The organism is Niastella sp. OAS944 (genome assembly GCA_024809215.1).
In the GTDB taxonomy this organism is placed as follows: Bacteria; Bacteroidota; Bacteroidia; order Chitinophagales; family Chitinophagaceae; genus Niastella.
This window is the reverse complement of the sequence record JANUBW010000011.1, coordinates 64,844-86,463: the sequence shown is the minus strand read 5'-3', so window position 1 is coordinate 86,463 and position 21,620 is coordinate 64,844. Positions and strand designations below refer to the sequence as shown.

Genomic DNA, 21,620 nt, shown 5'->3' with positions numbered 1-21,620 from the left:
TTCTATTATACGAAATAGATACTTAATAACAATAATGCTACACTAACCGATTATCTTCCTTCAAATTATTCCGCAATACCTGCAGCGCTTTCCCTATATGTTTCTCCACTGTTTTAACCGAAATGCCCATTTCATGCGCAATGTCTTTATAACTCATGCTTCCATAATGGTTCAGCATAAATGCCTGGCGGCACTTCTGTGGTAATGTTTCAATACTTGCCCTGATGCGGGTCTTTAATTCATTATGTTCATAAGGGAATGATTGTGCAAGCGATTCCCGAAGTTCGCTCTGTAATATAGTAGTGTGATGCGTATTGCGCGAAAGCTGGTCCCTGAGCTGCGTAGATACTTTGTATTTAACGGCATTGGTTAAATAACCAATAATATTCATATCGGCGGGCAGTTCGTTGCGCCGCGTATACAAGGTTACAAACACATCCTGTATGATGTCCTTTACAATTTCTTTATCTTTTAAGATGTTGAATGCCTGGTTTGAGAGGGATATAACAGTATTGCTATACAACATTTTGAAAGCGCTTTCATCGCCCTGTTGTATGGCTGCCCATAATTGATGGCTGGTATAATAACTAGTATTATAGTTAGTTGGCATGGCAGGCAAAAGTATTTGCAATATAAAAAAATGCAAGGTTATCTTATGATTAAGGTTTAATAAACTTAAAAAGAATTAAAATTTCTTTCAAACATATGGGGGGAAATGATGAGTTGTGCGATAATGATAAAAAGCACCAGTGCATTCCATGACAAATGACCGGTTGAAATATTTGCTCAATAAGTACCTGTCCGGCGCCGCAACGGAAGAGGAACTGCAGGAGTATGCCAACTGGTATCGACGGCAGGGTGAGAATGACACGAAACTCTTTGAAGGAGCGGAAAATGAAACGACAGAAACGTATAAAACGGAGCTGTACGGTTCAATAGTCAATAATATACAATTTGTTGAATATGAAGACCGGCAGCGGAAAAGCCGGCTGCGCAGAATATATATTAATATAGCTGCGGCTGCATTGGTGGTCATTGCCGGAACCTGCGTATTATATTATGGTCTTTCGCCCAAGCAAACAACGGTTGTTGCAAACAAAACAACCGGGGCGCCCGCTTCAAAACAACATATTGTTGCTGTCAGGAACCGCACTGACAAAAACACCGCTGTGCATTTACAGGATGGTTCTGCGGTGGAGTTGAGTGCCGGAAGTGAACTGCGTTACGATGAACCATTCAGTGCCGTAAACCGGCATGTTTACCTGAGTGGAAAAGGTTTTTTCAAAGTAGCAAAAGATGCTGCCCGGCCGTTTACGGTGTACAGTAATGATATTGCTACAACAGCATTGGGCACATCGTTTACTATAACAGCCTTGCCAAATAACAATAATGTTTCCGTAGCACTGCATACCGGTAAAGTAGTGGTGCAGCAAACCGGAAATACAGCACACATGAATGATGTGTTCCTGACGCCCGGTCAGGAAGTAAGCTGTAATATAATAACAGGTAAAGCAACCATGCAACATCCTGTACTGGTAAAAACTGCGGCGCCTTCATTAGGATCACGTACCGGACTGGAAGCTGCTTTTACCGACGAACCCATTGTTAACGTCTTGAATGCAATAGAAGAAGGATATGCTGTTCAGCTGCAATATGACAAAGACGCATTAGCCGATATGATCTTCACTGGCCGCATACGGGCCAAAGACTCCTTATCCCAGGTTTTGAATCGTATGTCCCTTTTGTACAACCTGACCGTCAAAGAAAAAGGTAACAAGTTCATTATTCAGAAATCTCATTAATTAAATATTAAGTAAGATGACACAACGCTACATCGTAGTGAAGGGGTTTGCCATGCCCTTTATGAAACGGCGTTTACCATTAACATGGTTACTGCCGCTATTGATACAAATTATATTGGTAATGCCAGTGCATGCCCAGCAAAAGAATCCGAACATCAGGGGATTGGTGGAGAATGAAAAAGGGGAGGCGCTTGAAGGTGTAACCATCGACATTAAGCAGGAGACGGGCGATATAAAGCGTTCGGTTACCACCGATAAAAAAGGCGTGTTTGCATTAGAGCTGCCAGCCGATAAAGGCGCCTGGATGTTCACAGTTTCGCACGTAGGCTATATTACACAAACAATAAAAAAAGAAAAGCTCGATCCACAAAAAGAGGAAGCTATTTATGTTGTAATGAAAGACAACGCAAACCTCGAAGTAGTAGTGGTGAGTTATGGTAAACAACGCAAACAGGAAGTGACCGGTTCAGTTGTACAACAGAATGCATCGGAGATGAAAGATATGCCGGTAGGGCAATTTGCACAGCAACTGCAAGGTAAGGTGGCGGGTGTGCAGGTTGCACAAAATGCCGGTACACCGGGAAGGGGAATGGAGTTCCGCATTCGTGGCGCCGCTTCTTTATCGTCAGACAACCAGCCATTGTTTGTAGTAGATGGTATTCCAATTACAGGGAGTATCAATAATATCAATCCTTCAGAAATAGAGACCTTCACCATCTTAAAAGATGCCGCTGCCAGTGCGCTATACGGTTCAAGAGCTGCCAATGGCGTGGTGTTAATTACAACCAGGCATGCAAAGAACGGTGATGCCAAAGTGGAATTAAACAGCTGGTATGGTACGCAGGTAATTCCCCAAAAGGGCCGGCCCGATATGATGACAGCCCGCGAGTTTGCTGAGTTTCAAAATGAATATTATGAGGACAAGCTAAAATATGAGCCTCTCACTAACCCAACGCTGGCGGCTGAATATAAAAACCCCGAACGTTATGGCGATGGCACCAACTGGTTCAATGTGCTCACGCGTAAAGCGCCCATCCAGAATTATGATATCACTGTTTCATCGGCCAATGGTAAATCATCATCAACCGTAATGGCCGGTTACCAGGCGCAGGAAGGGGTTATTTTAAACACCAGTACCAAATTGTTCTCGTTGCGTTATAACCAGGATTTCAACCTGGTTAATAATAAATTAAAAATGGGTTTTGGTATTGCACCCAGCTACCGTATTGATCATAATAACCGGTTAACAACAGAAGGCGTGGGCGGACTAATTGAAAAGATCGTAGAGGCCAGTCCGTTAATAGCACCAATAGACAGTGCCGGCAATATGCCATTGAATGTGCAGTCGGCAGGTATGGTAACGAATGTTAACCCGTATGCGCAGTTCACGAAAACAAAGGATGATTATAAAACCACGCGCATTTTGGGAAGCGGTTATGTAAGTTATGAATTGCTGCAGGGTTTGAATGTGAAAGGTTACATAGCAATGGATAAAGGCGCTGAAACCCGTAATCGTTATTCGCCCGGTTCCCTTGTAGCCAATGGTATTGCCACAGGTATCAGCAGTTCGGTTGATAACTATTCCTGGACGGGGGAAGCAACGGCAACCTATACAAAAACACTTTTCAATGATCATCATATTGAGTTGCTGGCCGGTTATTCGGCCCAGCAGTTTAAACAGGAAAGCAATACGGTAACAGGTACCAATTTCCCAAGCGATGATGTGGAATACCTGAGCGCAGCAACAGCTTTAAGCGCAGGAGCCAGTAATACAACCGCCTATTCGCTGGTATCTGCATTTGGCAGGTTGAATTATAACTATAAAGGTACCTACCTGTTTGGCGCCTCTATACGTCGTGATGGTTCATCGCGTTTTGGCGCTGATACGAGGTATGGAGATTTTCCTTCGGTTTCTGCCGGCTGGATCGTAAGCAACGAAGCATTTATGGAAAGGTTCCGTGCCTTCAGCTTTTTGAAAGTACGTGCCAGTTATGGTATCACCGGGAATAATAACATTGGTAACTATACCAGCATTTCGCACGTACCGTACAGCAATTATGTTTTTAACGGGGCATTGGCCTATGGCGCCACTGTAGCCACCTTAAGAAATCCGGTGCTTCAATGGGAAAGAAACAAACAATGGGATCTTGGTGTTGATGTTTCGCTCTTCAACAATCGCCTGTCTTTTACGTATGATTATTACCATAAGCTTTCTGATGGACTTATACAGGACAGACCTATTCCGCGGGCATCGGGCTTTGCAACCGTAACAGCCAACGTAGGTGTGCTGGAATTCTGGGGACATGAGTTTACCGTAAGCGGCGCCATTCTTACCGGTGCGCTAAAATGGAATGCTACGTATAATATGTCGTTCGACAGGAATAAGATCAAAACCCTGTTGGCGCCAGGCTTTATTCGCCGCAATAATACCATTACTTCCGATTATTATCGTAACCAGGAAGGGCATGCGCTGGGTGAGTTTTATGGGTTCGTGTTCGACGGGTTGTATAAGGATGCGGCCGACCTGGCCAACTCGCCCAAACTGAATATCTCAGGTATGGTTTCAGATATAGGAACTATAAAAATGAAAGACGTAACGCCCGATAAGGCGATCACAGAAGCTGACCGTACATTTATCGGCAATCCCAATCCCGATTTTCTGTTCGGCTTTACCAATCAGTTAGACTATAAGAATTTTGATCTCTCTATCACCATGGCCGGTTCGTATGGCGGCAAAATATTGAACCCTTCCAAATGGGCTTATCTCACCAATATAGATGGCGCCCGGGGTTTGATCTCCGCGGTAAAAGACCGCTGGCGTTCAGAAGAGAATCCCGGTTCAGGCATCTATCCAAGAACAAAAAGCGGCACTACTGCCATTGGCCGTTCAGTGAACAGCCAGTGGGTTGAAGATGGCTCTTATCTCGCAGTAAAGAATATTACGCTTGGTTATACCCTGCCTTTGAAAAGTAACCTGGTACTCAAAAACCTGCGGGTGTTTGGCTCCATTCAACATGCGCTCATCTTTACCAACTATTCCGGCATCAACCCCGAGATCAGTTTGAATGGCTTAAATGGTACCGGTATTGGTATCGATGAGAACGCTTACCCTGTGCCCAGAGTATTTGCCATTGGTTTATCGGCAAGCTTTAAATAATTAATACGAAGTAGGAAATAGGACGTAAGAAGTAGGAAAAGCTTGAATTTCAAAACAGCGGCAGCGATCGCGAGCCTCGAATATCAGGTTCTTCGTACTTCCTGCTTCTTACCTCTTACCTCCTGTTTCTTTAATGGAAACATAGATATAAAATAGAATTATGAACAAAATATTTATCATAGCGGTTCTGGCATGCACCGTTATATCATGTAAAAAGGATTTTATTGAATTAAATCCCGAAGACGAAATTGGGATCGATAATTTCTATAAGACCGAAGCGCATTTCAGGATGGCGCTCACCGCAGCCTATGTTCCCCTGCGCGACCTTATGGACAACGACTATTACATCAATGAAATGCGTTCCGATAATACGCATTATGAGTTTTACTCCAGCAATCGCGGTACCGCATATACCATGCGCGAGGCTATTGCCGATTTTACCGACGATCCTTCAAATAACTATAGCAATGCGGTTTACTTTCATTGTTTTAAAACAATTTCCCGGGCTAATATGATCCTCGATCGTATAGACGGAATTACACTTGCTGATGCCGCAAGGAATGACATTATTGGACAGGCAAAATTCCTGCGGGCATGGAACTTCTTTAAACTGGTGCGTTATTTCGGCGGAGTGCCTTTGTTTTTACATGAAGTAACAGAGGCCGAACAGGCATTTCTTCCCAGGTCATCTGTTGATGAAGTATATGCTCAAATTATTGATGATGCAAAAGACGCTATTGCCAAACTGGCCAAACCCGTGTTTGCTTCGGGTAAACAGGGCGGACAGGCTACCAAGGGGGCTGCTACAATGTTGCTGGCCGAAGTATATATGGAGCAAAAGAAGTACGCCGATGCGGAAGCTTTGCTCAATACGCTCGCGGGTATGGGCTATGACCTGCTGGCAAAATACAGCGATGTATTTTCAACAGCCAACAAGAACAGTAAAGAATCAATTTTTGAAATACAATACCTCGAAGGCTTACTTGGCGGTCAACAAAGCAATTTTATTTATGTGTTTCTGCCCCGCTCTAGCAACACCACCCTCATTACAGGAGTTAAAACAGATAATGGCGGTATAGGCGGTTGGAATACACCTACGCAGGATATGATAAACGCGTATGAAGCGGGCGACACCCGCAAAGATGCTTCCATTGCTGTTGCAGAAGGTACCTACAATTCAAGTAATATGTTTATTTTCTCTGCCAACAAAAGCATCATAAATTATACACCGGCTGCTGGTAAGGTAGGTGTACCTTATATCAAGAAATACCTGAACCCACACACCAACTCAAATAACACCAATGACAACTGGCCAATATACCGCTATGCCGATGCCTTATTGTTACTGGCCGAGGCATTGAACCTGCAAGGCAGATCTGCAGAAGCATTGGTGCCGTTGAACAAAGTACGTGTACGGGCTTTTGGTAATGCAAGCAATAATATTACAACTACCGATGCTACTGCGCTCACTGATATCATTGCCCACGAAAGAAGGGTAGAGCTGGCGTTTGAGAACCACCGCTGGCACGACCTGGTGCGTACCGGTAAAGCCATTGACGTAATGAATGCACAAGGAGCTAAGCTAAAACAACAGTATAGTTATTTGCCTGCAAACTCATACCAGGTAGATAAGAACAGGTTATTGTACCCCATCCCTCAATCGGAGCGGGAGTTGAATGTTGATCTTACCCAGAATGACGGCTATCCGCAGTAAGCAGTAAGCAGGAAGTAGGAAGTAAGAAGTAGGAGGTAAGAAGTTCGCGAATGTCGTACTTCCTACTTCTTACCTCTTACTTCTTATTTCGGGCGGGTCCCCTTTCAAAGGAGGCTCGCCCTTTTTTATTTGTTAAGGAGTCCCGGCGTTCCCTATATTTGTGTCGTTATTTCCAAAAGGAAATAACGATAGCCAACTGCTGTTATGAGGGAAAATTATTATAAGATCGGTATTGCAGGTTTAATAATGCTGGCATCACAATTACCAGCTAATGCCCAGCAGAAAGTAGAAGAGCAGGATACTGCCCGCAAGGTGCATGTATTACAGGAAATAGTTATTTCCGCTTCCCGCTTACAGGAAAAGCAATTGACTGCGCCGGTAAGCATTTCAAAGCTCAGCAGTTCACAGGTACAGCAAACGGCTGCGCCCGGTTTTTTTGACGCTATTGGCAGTATGAAAGGCGTTCACATGATAGTGCCGGGTATGGGTTTCAAGATCATCAACACCCGCGGGTTTTCAAATATCACCAATGTTCGGTTTGTACAAATGATAGATAACGTCGATAATCAGTCGCCGCATATTGGTGCGCCTATAGCCAGCGCCTTATCGCCCGGCGACCTGGATATCGATCATGTGGAGGTTATACAGGGCGTTGCCTCTGCATTATATGGCATGAACGCCACCAATGGCCTCGCCAATTTTACTACCAAAGATCCATTCACTACACAAGGGTTCAGTATACAACAACAGGTTGGGGTGAACCATGTGAACGATCCCGGCGATGTTTCGGCCAGGTTGTATAATGAAACCAATATCCGTTGGGCCAAAGCCATAGGAAAGAAATGGGCCTTTAAACTAAATGCAGGGTACAATCGCGGTTACGACTGGATTGCCGATAACCGCAACGATCTGAACCCAACGGCCAATCAATTTGTTGGTCTGACAGACGCCGACAATCCTGCTTATGATGATGTAAACAGATATGGTAATGAATCCAGTAACAGAAAAACATTAACCCTTGGCGGAAAGAATTACGTGGTGTCGCGCACCGGGTATTATGAGCGCGAGGTGGCCGATTATAATTTGCAGAATGTAAAGGGTGATGTATCGTTGTTCTTCAGGCCAACAGAAAAAGCAGAGATCTCGTATACTTATCGTTCCGCCTACCTCAACAATATATATCAGCGTTCGAACCGGTTCCGTTTAGAGGATTATAGATTACAGCAACATATTGTGCAATTCAGAAACGCGCTGGTGCAGGGCCGTGCATATATTAATTCAGAAAATACCGGGCATTCGTATAACCTGCGTTCGATGGCCGAGAATATGGATGTTAATTTTAAAGACAATAATAAATGGTTTCAGGATTATACCAACTCTTTTAATAAAACCATTGCGACAAATGCTGATGTAGCTGTTGCACATCGCAAGGCACGCGAGGATGCAGACCTTGGCCGTTATCAGCCAGGCACCAATGAGTTTAAAGAAAAGTTAAAACAATTACAGGAGATCAATAACTGGGATGTTGGTGCAGCATTAAAAGTAAAAGCGCATTTGGTACATACAGAAGCATCACTTGACCTGGGGAAATTATTTCACACAAATTATAATTTACATATAGGCGCCGACTTTAGAGATTATATCATTGTGCCTGATGGAAATTATTTTATCAATCCAACCGACTCAGGACATAATTTAAATTACACCAGTTATGGTTTTTTTGTACAGGCATCAAAAAGATTTCTGCACGAAAAATTACAACTCAGCGCTGTGCTGCGTGGTACCGGTTATGAGTATTTTAATTTAAAATGGAATCCCCGCCTTACGGCAGTATATGAATTAACCAGGAATAATGCAGTGCGATTCTCTTACCAGAATGGTTACCGCTTCCCCAGCATCTTTGAAGGCTTTTCGAATATCAATAGTGGTGGTGTGAAAAGGGTAGGCGGGTTGAAGGTAATGTCGAATGGTGTATTTGAAAATTCCTGGTTAAAAAGTGGCATCGATGCATTTGTGGCTGTTGTGAACAAAGATGTAAATACGCAGGGATTAACGCAGGCCGCTGCCATGGAAAAGAACAAAGGCGTGTTGGAACGCAATACTTATTCTTACCTGCAACCAGAGCAAATGCATTCTTTTGAAGTAGGGTATAGAAGTACTTTGCTTAACAGCCGGTTGTTTGTAGATGGTGATGTGTATTACAATTTCTATTCAAATTTTATTGCACAAATTGAAGCCAGCATTCCCAATACCTCCGATGAATCGCAGATCCCCGCTTATTTGTACGATCGCAACAAACAGGGTCGTTACCGCTTGTGGACAAACTCAAAGACCATTGTTCATAACTATGGTGCCGAGCTCGATGTGTTGTACTTACTCAGTAATAAGTATTCCGTTTTTGCCAATGCCAGTTACCAAACCCTGAAAAGAACAAAGACCAACGACGGATTGGAAGATGGGTTCAATACGCCCAAATGGATGGTGAATGGTGGTATACGCGGAACGAACGTATATAAGAAGCTTGGGTTTAATGTAACTTTCAAATATCAAAGCAATTTTTACTGGCAGTCGTTCCTGGTGAATGGCAATGTGCCGGCCATATTTAATGCCGATGCTATGTTACAGTATTCATTTGCCAACCCTTCGCTTACTGTTAAAATAGGCGGCGCCAATGTGCTGAACCACTATTATTACTCCATGCTGGGCGGACCGCAAATTGGTGGGTTTTATTATACTGCTATTACATATTCTCTTTAACACAATTATTGGCGAATTAAGGATTTGGTCCATGTTGCACGTTACAGGTTTCAAGTTTCAGGGAAATACTAATGCGAAGCAAACACCCTGCACCCTGTAACATGTAACCTGTAACTTGTATTTGCGGTAACTGGTACTTCTTTTGCCTATTTTTGAGAAAAAAAGATGGTATTTCCCATTGGTGATGATAACCGCGACCGGAAAACGGTCCCCTATGTAAACTATCTTCTAATAGCGCTTAATATTTTTGTATATGTTTACTGGCAGGGATTAGGGCGTAACGACAATTTTACGTTGGCCTTTTCTACAATTCCTGCCGAAGTACTCAGCGGCCAGGATATTACAACCAAGTCGGGCCTGGGTATTACCCCGCAGCCAGTTCAGCTTACCCTCATTACCTCTATGTTCATGCATGGCGGGTTGGCGCATTTGTTAGGAAATATGTTGTACCTGTGGATCTTTGGCGATAATGTTGAAGATGCCTTAGGCCATGTGAAATACCTGTTCTTTTATTTGTTATGTGGTGTACTGGCCAGCTTAAGCCATGTGTTTAGCACGGTTGTTTTTGGCGGCGGTATGTATGTGCCCAGTTTAGGTGCATCTGGCGCTATCTCAGCCATTCTGGGTGCTTATTTGCGATTGTACCCCGGTAAAAGTGTACATCTCTGGATCTTCTTTCTCATTATTTCAGTACCGGCATTTATTTCAGTGGGTATTTGGTTTGCCTTTCAGGTGGTGAATGGTTTGGGTGCGTTGGGTGGCCAGGAAGCCGGTGGTGTTGCTTATGCCGCACATATTGGTGGATTTGTATTTGGCTTGCTGTTGATTGGAACGTTCGCGAAAGGATTTATAGCGAGGCGGCGGGCTGCCAAGAATAGAAATAGATGGATTTAGGAAGATGAAGTAGGAGGTTTAAAAAGGTTCTTCTTATTTCTTACCTCCTACTTCTTATTTCAAATTATTTTTCAAACACAACCAAATCCGGTTTCGCTCCCAGTTTCTCCAGTGTAGCATTAATATCACTGATCATCTTATCCGGCCCGCACACATAAAAATGTTTATTAAAATCAGTGACGTGTGAGCGCAGGTAGTCTTCATCGATCATTCCATTTTCATAACCTTCTTTTTGTTCGCGGCTGAGAATATATACCGCATTTGTGCCAAGCATAGACTTTAATTCTTCTTCATAAATAACATCGGCAGCGGTCTTATTTGAAAAGAACAAGGTGTTACCGGCAAGCTGGTTATCGCGGTGCAATTGGCGAAGGATAGCAATGAAGGGTGTTATACCCGCGCCGCCGGCAATAAAATATCCAGGCCCTTTGTATTCAATAGCGCCCCATACATCATGTAATATAATTTCATCACCGGGAACCAATTGGTGAAGTTGATTGGTTACCCCATTATGATCGGCATATCGTTTTATTGTAAACTCAAGTGATGGTTCGTTATTCAGCGAAGTAAAAGTGAAGGGCCGCCGTTCATTTTCCCAACCCGGTTTATTGATGGCTACCTCCGTAGCTTGTCCGGGTACAAACTTATAACCCGCAGGCTTTTCAATACGAAAGCTCTTTACATCATGCGTAACCTGGTGAATGGCTGTTATTTTAACAATATGCGATTCCATGACTTATAATATTTATTATTAATGGCAAGCTACAGATTAAAAATGAAAAACGAGCTACTTGCATTTATGCCATATTACTTCTATACTTGTACAAATTAGCACTACTATATGCAGCAATCCGGTACCAACCTCATTGAGCTTGATATAAACAGAATAAGCAGATCGACCGCTTTCTGCACAATGCATTAAAAGAAGCGTATGAGCGCTTTGGTTATTATCTTGAAAAAGTAGTGATCGGTAAGATCGTTAATAATATTTTCAGCGCATCAGTGTTTACAACCACTAAGCTACTCTGATTCCACAGTGCGAAGCTTCTAATATTCAATAGTTTAAATTGTAAATTCCACATAAAACGGCTGGTATTCACTTTGCAATACTGTATGCGTATTGTTAATTAAACCAGCATTATGAAGAAGATCATTATTTCGGCAGTTATGTTCCTGCTGATCAAGGGTGCCTTCGCACAACATGTTGAATATGGTATTAAAGGCGGTGTTAACTTTGCAAATCTTTCTAACGATGCCGCTGATACTAAAGCAGACACAAAAACCGGATATCATCTTGGCGGTCTGGCTCATATTCATCTTACCCGCTCATTCGCCATTCAACCAGAGATAGTTTATAGTACACAAGGTGCTAAATATGGCGATGATAAATTACGACTGAATTACATTAACGTTCCCATACTTGCCCAGTACATGTTTGCAAATGGATTCAGACTGCAAACAGGTCCGCAGGTAGGTATTTTAACTACCTCTGAATACAAGAGTGGAAAAACAGAGACCGATGTTGACAATTTCAGCAATGCCGACTTCTCCTGGAGTTTTGGCGCCAGCTATGTAGGACGTAGTGGTGTAGGTGTTGATGCCCGTTATAATTTAGGGTTAACGGATGTTACAAAAAGCAATACCACCGACTATCAGAACCGGGTTTGGCAGGTAGGTCTTTTTTACCAGTTCCATAAACACTAATAACGCTTTTACTTTTTTCAAAGAGCTAAACTTTAAAACAAAAAGATCCCTCCGGCTCAGCCGGAGGGATCTTTTTGTTGGCTAGTAGTAAATGGGACGTAGCGAGTAGGGAAATACAGAGAGTACGGAATATAGTGAGTTTTGAATATAAGCCCCACTAGCCACTTACCACTAGCCAATTAGAATCCGCAACGAATTCCAATTTGTATTTGCCATGGATTACCACCAGGTGTTATTACGCCTGTATTGCCATTTACATTGTAATTGTAATTTTGTGTGGCCTGGTCGAAGCCTTTTGTAGTGGCACTCGAAGATGCAATTGTATATATGTTTTGTTTACCCAGGTTTCTGCTGCCGCCCCAGGTTTTATTGATCAGGTTCTCTACGTTGAAGATATCGCCCGATAATTCAATGTATTGCTTTTTCCATACATTGAACTTCTTGGCAAAACGCAGGTCCCAGGTGCCATAGAAGCGATTGATGCCGCCATTGCGCTCGGCAATTTTACCCATGTTTTTATTGATATAATCCTTTATGCTTCCGCTGGCGTTGGGATTATTCAAAATGTTAGTGATAGCTGTGCGGTATTTTTCCGGCACTTTGGCATCGTTAACATCGAAGATATAAGCGAGGTCGTTGCTGGCTACAAAATCACCATTGATATTTCCATTCACTGCCATCGAATAGCGGGTGCCGCCAATACCGGAATATCTTACGCCAACACTAACGCCGAAGAATGTAGGCAACGTTCCATAGAACACTACTTTATGACGGAAATGTCCATCGCTATATGTCATTCTGCTCAGGTCGCGCGGGTCATCATTCACCATAAGATTCAATGTGGCCGTATTGGCTACGTCGCCATTATAAGTGGTGTTGTCTTTTGTATCGTTCCAGGTGTAGCTGAAAGAAACTTCACCATCTTTGAAATAGCGCCAGGTACCGTCAAATACAACGGCAAACTGGTTTACTTTACCTTCGCTGTTCAATTCAAGCACACGTCCAACACTGTTGCTTTTGCGGCCTTGCATCCAGTCGGCGATACCATTGGAGTCAATGGCTTTAGCTGGAACATATACGCCGCGGTTGCCTTCGTTGCTTAAACGGAAGAATGGCTCGTCAACCATGTTGCGGTCAACATACATATAGTTATTGCGGGCAAGTGTAGCATAGAATGTAACGCCCAATTTCAGGTTATTGGTAATAAACCGGCTGTAAGAGATATTGGCTTTATACACAACCGGTATGCGGGCATCTTTACCATTCATGTTGATGGTAGGAACGCCACGGGTAAGCAGGTCTCTGCCGGGTGCGCTGGATGGATCATTGCGATAGCCGGGAAAATTAGGCGTTGGTATATCGGTTTGAATATCTACCGATTTCACTTTAGTTCCGTCAAAAACCATGTTATTGATCATGGCATAGTTGTTAATATCGGAACCGAATACGCCGGCGCCTAAACGAACATAATCGCGGTGCTTTTCATTAATATCCCAGTTGAACTGAATACGGGGCTGCACCTGGAATGTTTTCAGCGAGCGGTTGGTTGTTAACCCCAATTCATCGGATACAAGCTGATTGAAATTTGGTTTATTGAAATAGTTGGTATAATCGGCCCGTAAACCCGCGGTCATATCAAGACCAGGCATCAGTTCTGTTTTCATTTGGGCGTACAGGGCTGCATTAAGAACGTTCTGGTCAACGCTTGGGTCGTCTAACAGAGCTACTTCCCTGGCATATCGGTAAGGTTTAAGTGCGTCAAAATTCTTCATTCCGGTAAAATAATACCGCCCGTTCATTTCGCTGCCGTACAAAGAGTTCATATGCGTATACTGAACGTCGGTACCAAACGTGTAGTTGAACTTGTTGGTGTTGAGATAAACGTTGTTCACCAACTGGAATACATTATTGTAAAAATGCTCGGGAGAATATCGTTGTCCGCCCAATTGAATATTGGTTGTGAGGTTAGTGCCTTCCGAGGTGCTGGAAATGCGTTCAACAATACCACGTGGAATATTAGCTTTGGGTAACTGACTGCCCGGTGTGCTTTCTTCAAAGGTATACAGGTGTTGCAGCTTCAATTCATTGGTGAGTTTGGAGTTTACTACGGTACGAAGGGTAGCCAGGAAGCTGTTGTTCCAGGCATGTGCATCGGCGTATACTTCGTACAGATTGATGGAGGTATTATCGTCGCGGCCCAGTGGAGCGCGGTCGTTCACATAATTGTTACGAAGTGTAAGCAGGTTCTTTTCATTCAGTTGCCAGTCAACCCGCAGGAAAGCGGCATCAGTATGCCTTTTCTTATCAAATGAGCCGGTTTGGTTGGCATCGGAAACGCCATATTTAGTTCTGGCAATATTAAGAAAACGGTTCAGGGTATCTTTTTGAATGCTAAAGCGTCGTTCATCAGCGGTTGACTGAATATCGGCGATCTGTAAAGGCCGCGCATCATCCTGCCGGTCCCAGGCTATAAAGAAGTGCGCTTTGTTTTTGATGATGGGGCCGCCTAATGAAAAGCCATACTGGTTGGTTGAGAAATCGTTAATGCGACGAACACCGCGCATGTCATATTTGCTCGATAACCAATCGGCCCGGGAGAACATAAACACGCTTCCTGAAAAAGTATTGGTGCCCGATTTGGTAACGGTACTAATGGTGCCTCCGCCGCTTCGGCCATAAGTAACATCGTATTGGTTGGTTACCACTTTAAATTCCCTGATGGCTTCCATAGAAACAGCATAAGGGCCGCCAATACGGCTGTTGGTACCACTGCTTGAAGTAGGGTTTTTAGCCGATGTACCGTCAATGGTTATGTTGGTAGAAGAACCCAACTGGCCTGCCAGGTTGCTGCCACTGCTCAATGGGCTCAGGTCTATAAGGGTGGTAAAGTTACGGCCGTTTACTGGTAGGCGCGAGATATCGCGCGCTGTTACCGATGTGGCGGCGCCAAAGTTTTCCGATTTCTTCCGCTGGCCTGTAGCTGTAACGGTAACCTCGCTCATGTTGGCGGCAGAAACCTGCATGGCGATGTTAACTTTCAACAGATCGCCTTGGTTTAATGAATAGTCGGTACGCTTTTGTTCACCATAACCAACGGAAGTGGCTTTAATGGTATAAGGGCCGCCTAAGGGCAATTCTTTAAAAATATATTCACCTTTTGCATTTGTTAATGTTGCAGTGGTGAAACCGGTTGACTCGTTGTACAACTGCACAGTGGCGCCCTGTACCGGTTTTTTGTTTTCGTCGGTAATTATACCAACGATAGACGCCTGGGTGGTTTGTGCAGAAAGCTCGCGGGCTGCTAAACATGCAAATAGCAGGAATAACAGTTTGGTTAAGAATGATCTCTTCATTGCAGGGTTACTTTTAAAATATATAAGAAAATGTAATGATCGAGGGGTGGGTACTATAAGGACGCACAAAACAAACAATCGGTACTATATATGTAGCGTGATAATTTCATATAATTACTCTAACGCATATTGATTTTTGCGACGCGAAAATAGGGCGTGACCATATGAATGGATACAATGTTCTATTTGATAACATTAATTTCATTTACCGGTAACACGCTCATTATTGCAAACAGTAATGTTAACAGTGGTCTGGGATTTGCAGCCTTGTTTATTTAGTATTTAAATTGTTTGTATGAAAGATCAAATGAAAAAGCCGGGGAACATCGATGCTGTAAATGAAAAGAAGAACAAAGATCAGCAGGCGGTTGATAAAAAGCCGGGTGAGGAAAGAGGCAAGGGTGAAATGGTGACGAATAAAGATCTGAAAGGTAAACAAGTAGATGCGGATCCTTCAAAAGAAGAAGGAAAACCTTTAAATCAATAATTGGTTTATATGAAAAAAAAGCAGGCAGGTAACTTATATATAAGCTACCTGCCTGTTTTGTTTTTTGATCTTATATGGTAGGCATTCCGCCCGTAACCTGTACGGTTGCGCCCGACATATAACTTCCATCTTCCGATGCCAGTAAAACATATATAGGGGCAAGCTCTGCAGGTTGGCCTGCTCTTTTTAATGGTGTTTGACTGCCAAATTCTTTTACTTTATCGCCCGAAAAACTGCCTGGTATCAGGGGTGTCCATATAGGGCCCGGAGCCACGCAATTTACCCTGATCCCTTTTTCGCCCCATAACTGTGCAAGGGTTGCTGTGAAGTTTTGTATTGCCGCTTTGGTTACTGTATATGGCATTAAAGAGCGGTTAGGTGTATACGCGTTCACTGAACTTGTATTTATTACCGAACTGCCAGGCTGTAAATGAGGCTCTGCCGCTTTGCAAATATGGAACATGGCTGTTACGTTCGTTCTGAAGGTATAATCCCATTCTTCCGACGATATTTCCTGTAATGATTTATGCTCCATTTGGTAAGCTGCATTGTTCACTATTATATCAAGCTGGCCAAATTCTGCAATTGCTTTTTCTACCAGTTGTTTGCAATGTGCTTCGTTGCTTATGTCACCTGGCACCATAATGGCTTTTTGGCCGGCAGCTCTTATATGATCGGCAACTTCCCTTGCATCTTCTTCTTCGTTCAGGTAAGATATTAATACATCGGCGCCTTCGCGGGCAAAGGCAATGGCCACTGCTTTCCCAATGCCAGAATCGCCACCGGTAATAAGGGCTTTACGGCCGGTTAACTTTCCGCTTCCTTTATAAGTAGTTTCACCATGATCTGGTTTGGGGTCCATTTTCTGCTCTGTACCCGGCATTTCCTGCTCCTGCTTTGGATAGGGAGGTGCGGGATATTTTTCAACCGGGTTTTCTTTCTTCGCTTTTAGTGTTGTGCCCATAACATATCATTTAATACATCATAGCACGTATTATTATGCCATAGTGTTATGGTATGTATGGAATGCAGATGCAGGAAAAATATTTACAATTAGTGTAGGGTAGGGAATCAAATTGCCCAAAACAGCATGGTTACCAGATCAATGGTTGTGGTTCATTTTTCCAGAAGATAACTCTGAACTCTTCATAATGATCTCCATTGCCAATGGTATGATCGTCTCGTTGCCCCTGGTTCAATTTAAGCTGATGTATCATGCCCGAACAGGCGGCAACCCACAATGTGTTTTCATCGTCAGAGATCGTCATGCCTGTAATGGTAGAGCCCAGGAAATAGCGCCACATCAGTTTGCCTGTAAAATCGTACGCTTTTATATAACCACCAACGTCACCCATTATGTAGTACGATGTAGTGGCAACAGCTGCATACACGCGGCAGTTTTCATCAATAACTGTATACCTGTTATCCTGTGTATGCGCCTCAATTTTCAAACCATGAATGCCGGTGGTAGAAATGCCAATAGTAACGCCATTGTAAAAATGGCAGGAGTTTAAAACCACTTGCTGGCCATTCTTTGAGAACAGGGCATAGTGTGGATAAGATGATTGCGGCCCTATCTCTGCAACCGCAGCGCCCTGGTTATTTAATATTCTATGTACAGATGATTGATCGCCAAGCGCAATAAAGGAATTGTCGGCCGATAAGGCGGCATGTTCCATATGAATGCTGGGTGTCCAGTCAAGATCTTCCTGGTCGGGAACAGGATGAATAAGCGAATGCCCATTCGTGTTAAGTAAATAAATACCTTCAGGCGAAATGAGTATAACTGCAAGCCCGTTATTAAAAGGGATTATTTGTGAAATTGATTGTTCATCAACAGGTGGAAGTTTAAATACCCACACTTTATTTCCTTCCCAGCCTTTGTAAGTTGTTATAGCGCCGTTTTCTGCAATGGCGTAGATATTGTTTTGTGGCGACCTGCCAATTGATTGTATATTGTCCCTAAGCCTTATAATGGAGCCTTCTGATAATAAATAGGCCCTTCTTTTTTCATAGGCCGAGCCAACTATAAAAGCAATTGTATTATTGCTTATATAACATAAGTTTTCAATATTCTGTCCTTGTTCGTGAATGATGTTTACAAAAGGCGCATAAGCCGGTGGGAAACTTTTCCTGAACGTGGTAATGGTGCCTTCTTTGTTGGCTTTCTTTAAAAGTGTCAATACTTCATGCGCTGCTTCCTCCCGGTTGTCGGCAGGCTCATCACCTTTCCAGTTATCCCAACCGAATTGCTCACCAAAATCAATCATTGCATTTACCTCTTTGGCATACGATTGCCCCAGTGATTGCCATTCTGTTTGCAATGATATATTCTTATCTGCCAGGTTCATGCAGGTGTACACTTTTATATTTCGCACAATATGTAACTATTTGCCACAGCTCGGACCGTTCAGTTTCTATAAAAATTGAAAACTGGGTATCCTGGCAGGATAGTGTCAGGCTGTAAAACTATAACAGATTTTTAGATTAATAAATATACACTTGATAAGCGTGTTGATTTGGGCAATAAACGTGTTGATTTGCCTGATAAGTGTGTAAAAGAAATTGGGCAGAATGAGCTAAAGCTCCTTTATGTGAAACATGTATAAAATAATAAACCCACGCCAACCGGCCCGGGTTTATTAATGCAATTATAAAATATTTCCTTTACTGCTTTGCCAGTTTTTGCGTTGCCAACTGGGGAAGGGAAGTGTTGCCGCTTTGCTTTTCTAAATTAAATTTATGTTCAACTATGAGCCAGTTATCATTATTGGTGCGTACCAGTTTTGTATCATACGTTCCTTCTACCGTCCAAACTTCGGCATCGAGAAAGTGATCGGCTTTTCCGAAATAATGCGCTGTGGAAAGAAGACCATTGTTCTCAATATTGAACTTTGATAACTCATGGTGTGTTCTGTCAAAGCCTGGTAAAAAGGCGGCCCATGCTGCAATTATTTGTTCTGATGATAAAAGCGTGGCAGCATTGCCGGTCATTGAAGAATAGTCGAGCAAAACATCTTTGTTAAAAACAGATCTGCATTTCTCCCAATCCCTTTCGTCGGCGCCTTTAAAAAGTAAACGTACCTGTTCGGTTATTTTGTTTTCCATTTTTAGCATGGTTTAAGCGAGTAAAATTAAGCTATCACTTTCTCATTTCTCTCAATAACATCTTTTATGAACTGATTGTACTCATCGCGCATGGGTAATTCGTAATCTACAAACAATTCACGTTTGTCAACCCAAATTGCCTGATTGGTTTTAGGATTAAACCCTTCCTTCTTTACGTTTTTCCAATAAACGCCTATGCCACGTTTCTGCCAGTTGGGCACGTCATTAAAATTGATGCCATATTGAAATAGGAGTTCGTTTTTGGCAGCAATACTTAATCCTTCAATTTTTGAAGTAGCTTCGTTTTGGGAATAATTATCCTGTCTCAATCGCCAGTAGCAATGAGCATTTAACGCATTTCTGTGCGCGTCTTCATTTCTCCACCTGAAATAATCTTCTACAAGTTTTTTATTGGGAAGTTCAGATAAACGGCAATCAAAAGCGCCTACATCGCCCAGCATTGAGGAGAACTTAGCGCTTGCTTCACCCGCCAGTATTGAAATGAATTTTCTTGTTTTTCGGGAGAATGCACTCTCATTATGGTGAAATAATAATGAAATTTCATCGCTTTCTGTAAAGCCATAAATTACATTGAAACCACAGTTCATAAGGTGTTTAACGGTTTCTACCATAAGGTCGCGAAAGCGCTCGTCGAACGGAGCTTTAAACTTTTGAACTTCCTTGGTTAGTTTGGTAAAACTGCGTCCATCTATTCTTGCCACCAGGTACATATTGGGTAAAACACAACGGTCGTGCGACGTTTCGTATACCCGCATTTTAAGGTCCAGATCGTCAAATTTCATTTGTCCATTTTTTTATTCTGAATTCATCGTTCCCGGTCTCAACGTAATAAAGTTCATCAAATCCCTCTTCTAAAGAAGGTAGTGTTAATTTATTGAATGTTCCCTTTATACCAATTTCAGGTATATTTTCCTTTCCGGTTCGTTGGCTGTTACGCACCAGGGCCTCGGCAAGTTTCGATTGAAAATAATAACCAATAACTTTAAACTTGTTGGCTTTTGCAATAGAAATATATTTAGCCCTGTCTTCTTTTGTTGGGTTTGTATTGTCTACCACAAAAGGATGCCGGGTTTCAATACAGGTGTCAATGAATCTTTGTTCTTTGTTCCGGGTATTAAGCTGGTCAAGGGAAATGCGGATGTGGGTTTTAAAGAATCGCTCTTTAAAAAAGGTTGTTTTGCCTGTAGCCTGTATTCCGCAAAATATTATGGTTTCCATCACCGTATTGTTAATTGCGCCTCAATATAATAAAGTTGCCGGTCATTTATAAATGTTACACACTTATTGCCAAAACCAACACGGCTATTGCCAAAAATGCACGTTTATCAAATTGCCCGGTCATATACAATAAAGCTTGTTAACTTAGTTCGGTAAGTGATAATCTGGTGAAAGAAACTATATATTGAATTTGCATAGACGGTTCTATAAGGGGTCCCGTTTCGGCGGGACCTTTTCATTGAATTTATAACCTTTGCCGGCTGCTTCACTTTCTTTCTTCAAAGAAAGATCACCAGCAGGTGCATTCATAAACAGTGGGTCTTTACCAATGACGCTACCGGTTTCTTTTACGGGAAGAACAGGGCCAGCCCATGCAGCGTTTTGCGAATGGTACCACAGGTTGTTCGAAAAGCTGAAACTGGGTGCATTGGTATTAGGCCCAATATTACAGTCAATAATTACGCGGTTATCGTGATAGATAATGTTGTTGCTGAAAATATTATTTCCGCAGGGGTAAAACCGGGCGCTGTCTGCCGTTTCCTGTAAGATCCTGATCACCCATTTTTGAGGTAAGTAAATGGTGTTATTCAGCACACTGGTTTGCACACAACCTACATAGGCAATGGGAACATCAGAACCAATGAAAATGTTTGAGTATACGGTTAACTGTGCTGCTTCATAGCGCGCATCGGGCGGACGAAACAATTGCATGTTAGTAGAACCGCCCAGGTTAAGCGTACGCTCGCCACCGTTGTTAAAATAGTTGTATTCAATTTTGATGTTCCTTGATCCGCCTTTTGCCTGAATGGAATTACTGCCCAGGTTTTCGAACCGGTTGCCACTGATAGTTCCATCATGACAGCCAACCATGTCAATGCCACTGCCACCGGCTGCGCCATTGAGAAAATGGCAATTTCTGATGGTAAAGAAATCAACGCCCGACATTTTAAGCAGGTCGTTATTGCCTGTTGCATGTATATTGCGAAATGTACAGGAATCGAAAATAATATGGTGCGATGGGGTGTTATACGTTCCCCCATCGTCAATATTAAAACCGTTGCCTGTTTGCTGTTGAAATGTGAAACCTTTTATATATACATGTGCAGCGTCTACCAGGTGCCAGGCATCAACACCGCCCTGAAAGACAACCCTTTCATTTGGGGCGCTAACAAAATGAATTGGCCTGGCAGCCGTTCCCTGCAAACTGGCTATATAATTACCGCCTTCGTAATTTCCCTCGTGTACCATTATGGTATCGCCGGGTTTGGTTACAACCAATGCATGATTGATTGTTGCATACTGTTGCCCAGCGCCTACATGGTGCACTTTGGCCTGAAGGTGAAGGCAGCTGGTAAGTAATATTATTAAAGATAAAAAGGTTGCTTGCATAATGATATATTAAGGT

16 protein-coding genes are annotated in these 21,620 nt (G+C 42.8%); 7 read left to right on the top strand and 9 right to left on the bottom strand.

Translation table 11 applies throughout. The features are described from left to right. Positions 1-37 precede the first annotated feature (37 nt). Positions 38-610, bottom strand: a complete 573-nt coding sequence (locus GGD38_RS31895) for an RNA polymerase sigma-70 factor (protein WP_375296418.1) — start codon at positions 608-610, stop codon at positions 38-40. 148 nt (positions 611-758) lie between these two features. Between GGD38_RS31895 and GGD38_RS31890 the strand changes: the two genes are divergently transcribed. The 5 genes from GGD38_RS31890 (at position 759) to GGD38_RS31870 (ending at position 10,324) form a co-directional block, all read left to right on the top strand. Further along, entirely contained in the window at positions 759-1,802 is a 1,044-nt protein-coding gene (locus GGD38_RS31890; protein WP_375296417.1) for a FecR family protein, read from the top strand. A 16-nt stretch (positions 1,803-1,818) separates the two neighbouring features. Continuing rightward, the gene (locus tag GGD38_RS31885) at positions 1,819-4,959 is read left to right on the top strand and encodes a SusC/RagA family TonB-linked outer membrane protein (RefSeq protein WP_375296416.1); all 3,141 of its coding nucleotides are present in this window, start codon (positions 1,819-1,821) and stop codon (positions 4,957-4,959) included. A 160-nt stretch (positions 4,960-5,119) separates the two neighbouring features. Further along, a complete protein-coding gene (locus GGD38_RS31880; protein WP_375296415.1) occupies positions 5,120-6,673 on the top strand; it encodes a RagB/SusD family nutrient uptake outer membrane protein in 1,554 nt (517 codons plus the stop codon). 204 nt (positions 6,674-6,877) lie between these two features. Continuing rightward, the gene (locus GGD38_RS31875; protein WP_375303930.1) at positions 6,878-9,430 is read left to right on the top strand and encodes a TonB-dependent receptor; all 2,553 of its coding nucleotides are present in this window, start codon (positions 6,878-6,880) and stop codon (positions 9,428-9,430) included. Between the two features lie 165 nt (positions 9,431-9,595). Continuing rightward, positions 9,596-10,324, top strand: coding sequence for a rhomboid family intramembrane serine protease (locus GGD38_RS31870; RefSeq protein WP_375296412.1), 729 nt, complete (start codon positions 9,596-9,598; stop codon positions 10,322-10,324). Between the two features lie 64 nt (positions 10,325-10,388). Here the strand turns inward: GGD38_RS31870 and GGD38_RS31865 are convergent, their stop codons facing one another. Beyond that, positions 10,389-11,057, bottom strand: coding sequence for an FAD-binding oxidoreductase (locus tag GGD38_RS31865; protein WP_375296411.1), 669 nt, complete (start codon positions 11,055-11,057; stop codon positions 10,389-10,391). A 407-nt stretch (positions 11,058-11,464) separates the two neighbouring features. Between GGD38_RS31865 and GGD38_RS31860 the strand changes: the two genes are divergently transcribed. Then, positions 11,465-12,028: a porin family protein gene (locus tag GGD38_RS31860; RefSeq protein ID WP_375296410.1), complete on the top strand. Its 564-nt coding sequence runs from the start codon at positions 11,465-11,467 to the stop codon at positions 12,026-12,028. A gap of 179 nt (positions 12,029-12,207) precedes the next feature. Here GGD38_RS31860 and GGD38_RS31855 read toward each other — a convergent pair whose 3' ends face one another. Further along, on the bottom strand, positions 12,208-15,381 hold the full coding sequence (locus GGD38_RS31855; RefSeq protein ID WP_375296409.1) for a carboxypeptidase regulatory-like domain-containing protein: 3,174 nt from the start codon (positions 15,379-15,381) through the stop codon (positions 12,208-12,210). Positions 15,382-15,676: 295 nt separating this feature from the next. Here GGD38_RS31855 and GGD38_RS31850 point away from each other — a divergent pair, with 295 nt between their 5' ends. Next, positions 15,677-15,868: a hypothetical protein gene (locus GGD38_RS31850; protein WP_375296408.1), complete on the top strand. Its 192-nt coding sequence runs from the start codon at positions 15,677-15,679 to the stop codon at positions 15,866-15,868. Between the two features lie 70 nt (positions 15,869-15,938). On the opposite strand, the gene GGD38_RS31845 is transcribed toward GGD38_RS31850, so the two are convergent. The 6 genes from GGD38_RS31845 to GGD38_RS31820 all read right to left on the bottom strand — a co-directional run bounded on the left by GGD38_RS31845 (position 15,939) and on the right by GGD38_RS31820 (position 21,604). Further along, positions 15,939-16,832, bottom strand: coding sequence for an SDR family oxidoreductase (locus GGD38_RS31845; protein ID WP_375296407.1), 894 nt, complete (start codon positions 16,830-16,832; stop codon positions 15,939-15,941). 130 nt (positions 16,833-16,962) lie between these two features. Further along, positions 16,963-18,246: a hypothetical protein gene (locus GGD38_RS31840; protein WP_375296406.1), complete on the bottom strand. Its 1,284-nt coding sequence runs from the start codon at positions 18,244-18,246 to the stop codon at positions 16,963-16,965. 289 nt (positions 18,247-18,535) lie between these two features. Continuing rightward, a complete protein-coding gene (locus GGD38_RS31835; protein ID WP_375296405.1) occupies positions 18,536-18,976 on the bottom strand; it encodes a nuclear transport factor 2 family protein in 441 nt (146 codons plus the stop codon). A gap of 26 nt (positions 18,977-19,002) precedes the next feature. Continuing rightward, positions 19,003-19,779 carry a tRNA(His) guanylyltransferase Thg1 family protein gene (locus GGD38_RS31830; protein ID WP_375296404.1) on the bottom strand — a complete coding sequence of 259 codons (777 nt, stop codon included), beginning with the start codon at positions 19,777-19,779 and terminating at the stop codon, positions 19,003-19,005. After that, on the bottom strand, positions 19,769-20,215 hold the full coding sequence (locus GGD38_RS31825) for an AAA family ATPase (protein WP_375296403.1): 447 nt from the start codon (positions 20,213-20,215) through the stop codon (positions 19,769-19,771). The genes GGD38_RS31830 and GGD38_RS31825 overlap by 11 nt, the downstream gene beginning before the upstream one ends. 204 nt (positions 20,216-20,419) lie before the next feature. Continuing rightward, entirely contained in the window at positions 20,420-21,604 is a 1,185-nt protein-coding gene (locus tag GGD38_RS31820; protein WP_375296402.1) for a right-handed parallel beta-helix repeat-containing protein, read from the bottom strand. Positions 21,605-21,620: the final 16 nt, after the last annotated feature.

What these genes read in the sequence shown, in the direction of transcription:
- GGD38_RS31895 (WP_375296418.1), bottom strand. Translation starts at nt 610, where the DNA reads ATGCCAACTAACTATAATACTAGTTATTATACCAGCCATCAATTATGG.
- GGD38_RS31835 (WP_375296405.1), bottom strand. Translation starts at nt 18,976, where the DNA reads ATGGAAAACAAAATAACCGAACAGGTACGTTTACTTTTTAAAGGCGCC.
- GGD38_RS31860 (WP_375296410.1), top strand. Translation starts at nt 11,465, where the DNA reads ATGAAGAAGATCATTATTTCGGCAGTTATGTTCCTGCTGATCAAGGGT.
- GGD38_RS31875 (WP_375303930.1), top strand. Translation starts at nt 6,878, where the DNA reads ATGAGGGAAAATTATTATAAGATCGGTATTGCAGGTTTAATAATGCTG.
- GGD38_RS31890 (WP_375296417.1), top strand. Translation starts at nt 759, where the DNA reads ATGACAAATGACCGGTTGAAATATTTGCTCAATAAGTACCTGTCCGGC.
- GGD38_RS31825 (WP_375296403.1), bottom strand. Translation starts at nt 20,215, where the DNA reads ATGGAAACCATAATATTTTGCGGAATACAGGCTACAGGCAAAACAACC.
- GGD38_RS31865 (WP_375296411.1), bottom strand. Translation starts at nt 11,057, where the DNA reads ATGGAATCGCATATTGTTAAAATAACAGCCATTCACCAGGTTACGCAT.
- GGD38_RS31870 (WP_375296412.1), top strand. Translation starts at nt 9,596, where the DNA reads ATGGTATTTCCCATTGGTGATGATAACCGCGACCGGAAAACGGTCCCC.
- GGD38_RS31880 (WP_375296415.1), top strand. Translation starts at nt 5,120, where the DNA reads ATGAACAAAATATTTATCATAGCGGTTCTGGCATGCACCGTTATATCA.
- GGD38_RS31850 (WP_375296408.1), top strand. Translation starts at nt 15,677, where the DNA reads ATGAAAGATCAAATGAAAAAGCCGGGGAACATCGATGCTGTAAATGAA.
- GGD38_RS31885 (WP_375296416.1), top strand. Translation starts at nt 1,819, where the DNA reads ATGACACAACGCTACATCGTAGTGAAGGGGTTTGCCATGCCCTTTATG.
- GGD38_RS31855 (WP_375296409.1), bottom strand. Translation starts at nt 15,381, where the DNA reads ATGAAGAGATCATTCTTAACCAAACTGTTATTCCTGCTATTTGCATGT.
- GGD38_RS31845 (WP_375296407.1), bottom strand. Translation starts at nt 16,832, where the DNA reads ATGGGCACAACACTAAAAGCGAAGAAAGAAAACCCGGTTGAAAAATAT.
- GGD38_RS31820 (WP_375296402.1), bottom strand. Translation starts at nt 21,604, where the DNA reads ATGCAAGCAACCTTTTTATCTTTAATAATATTACTTACCAGCTGCCTT.
- GGD38_RS31830 (WP_375296404.1), bottom strand. Translation starts at nt 19,779, where the DNA reads ATGAAATTTGACGATCTGGACCTTAAAATGCGGGTATACGAAACGTCG.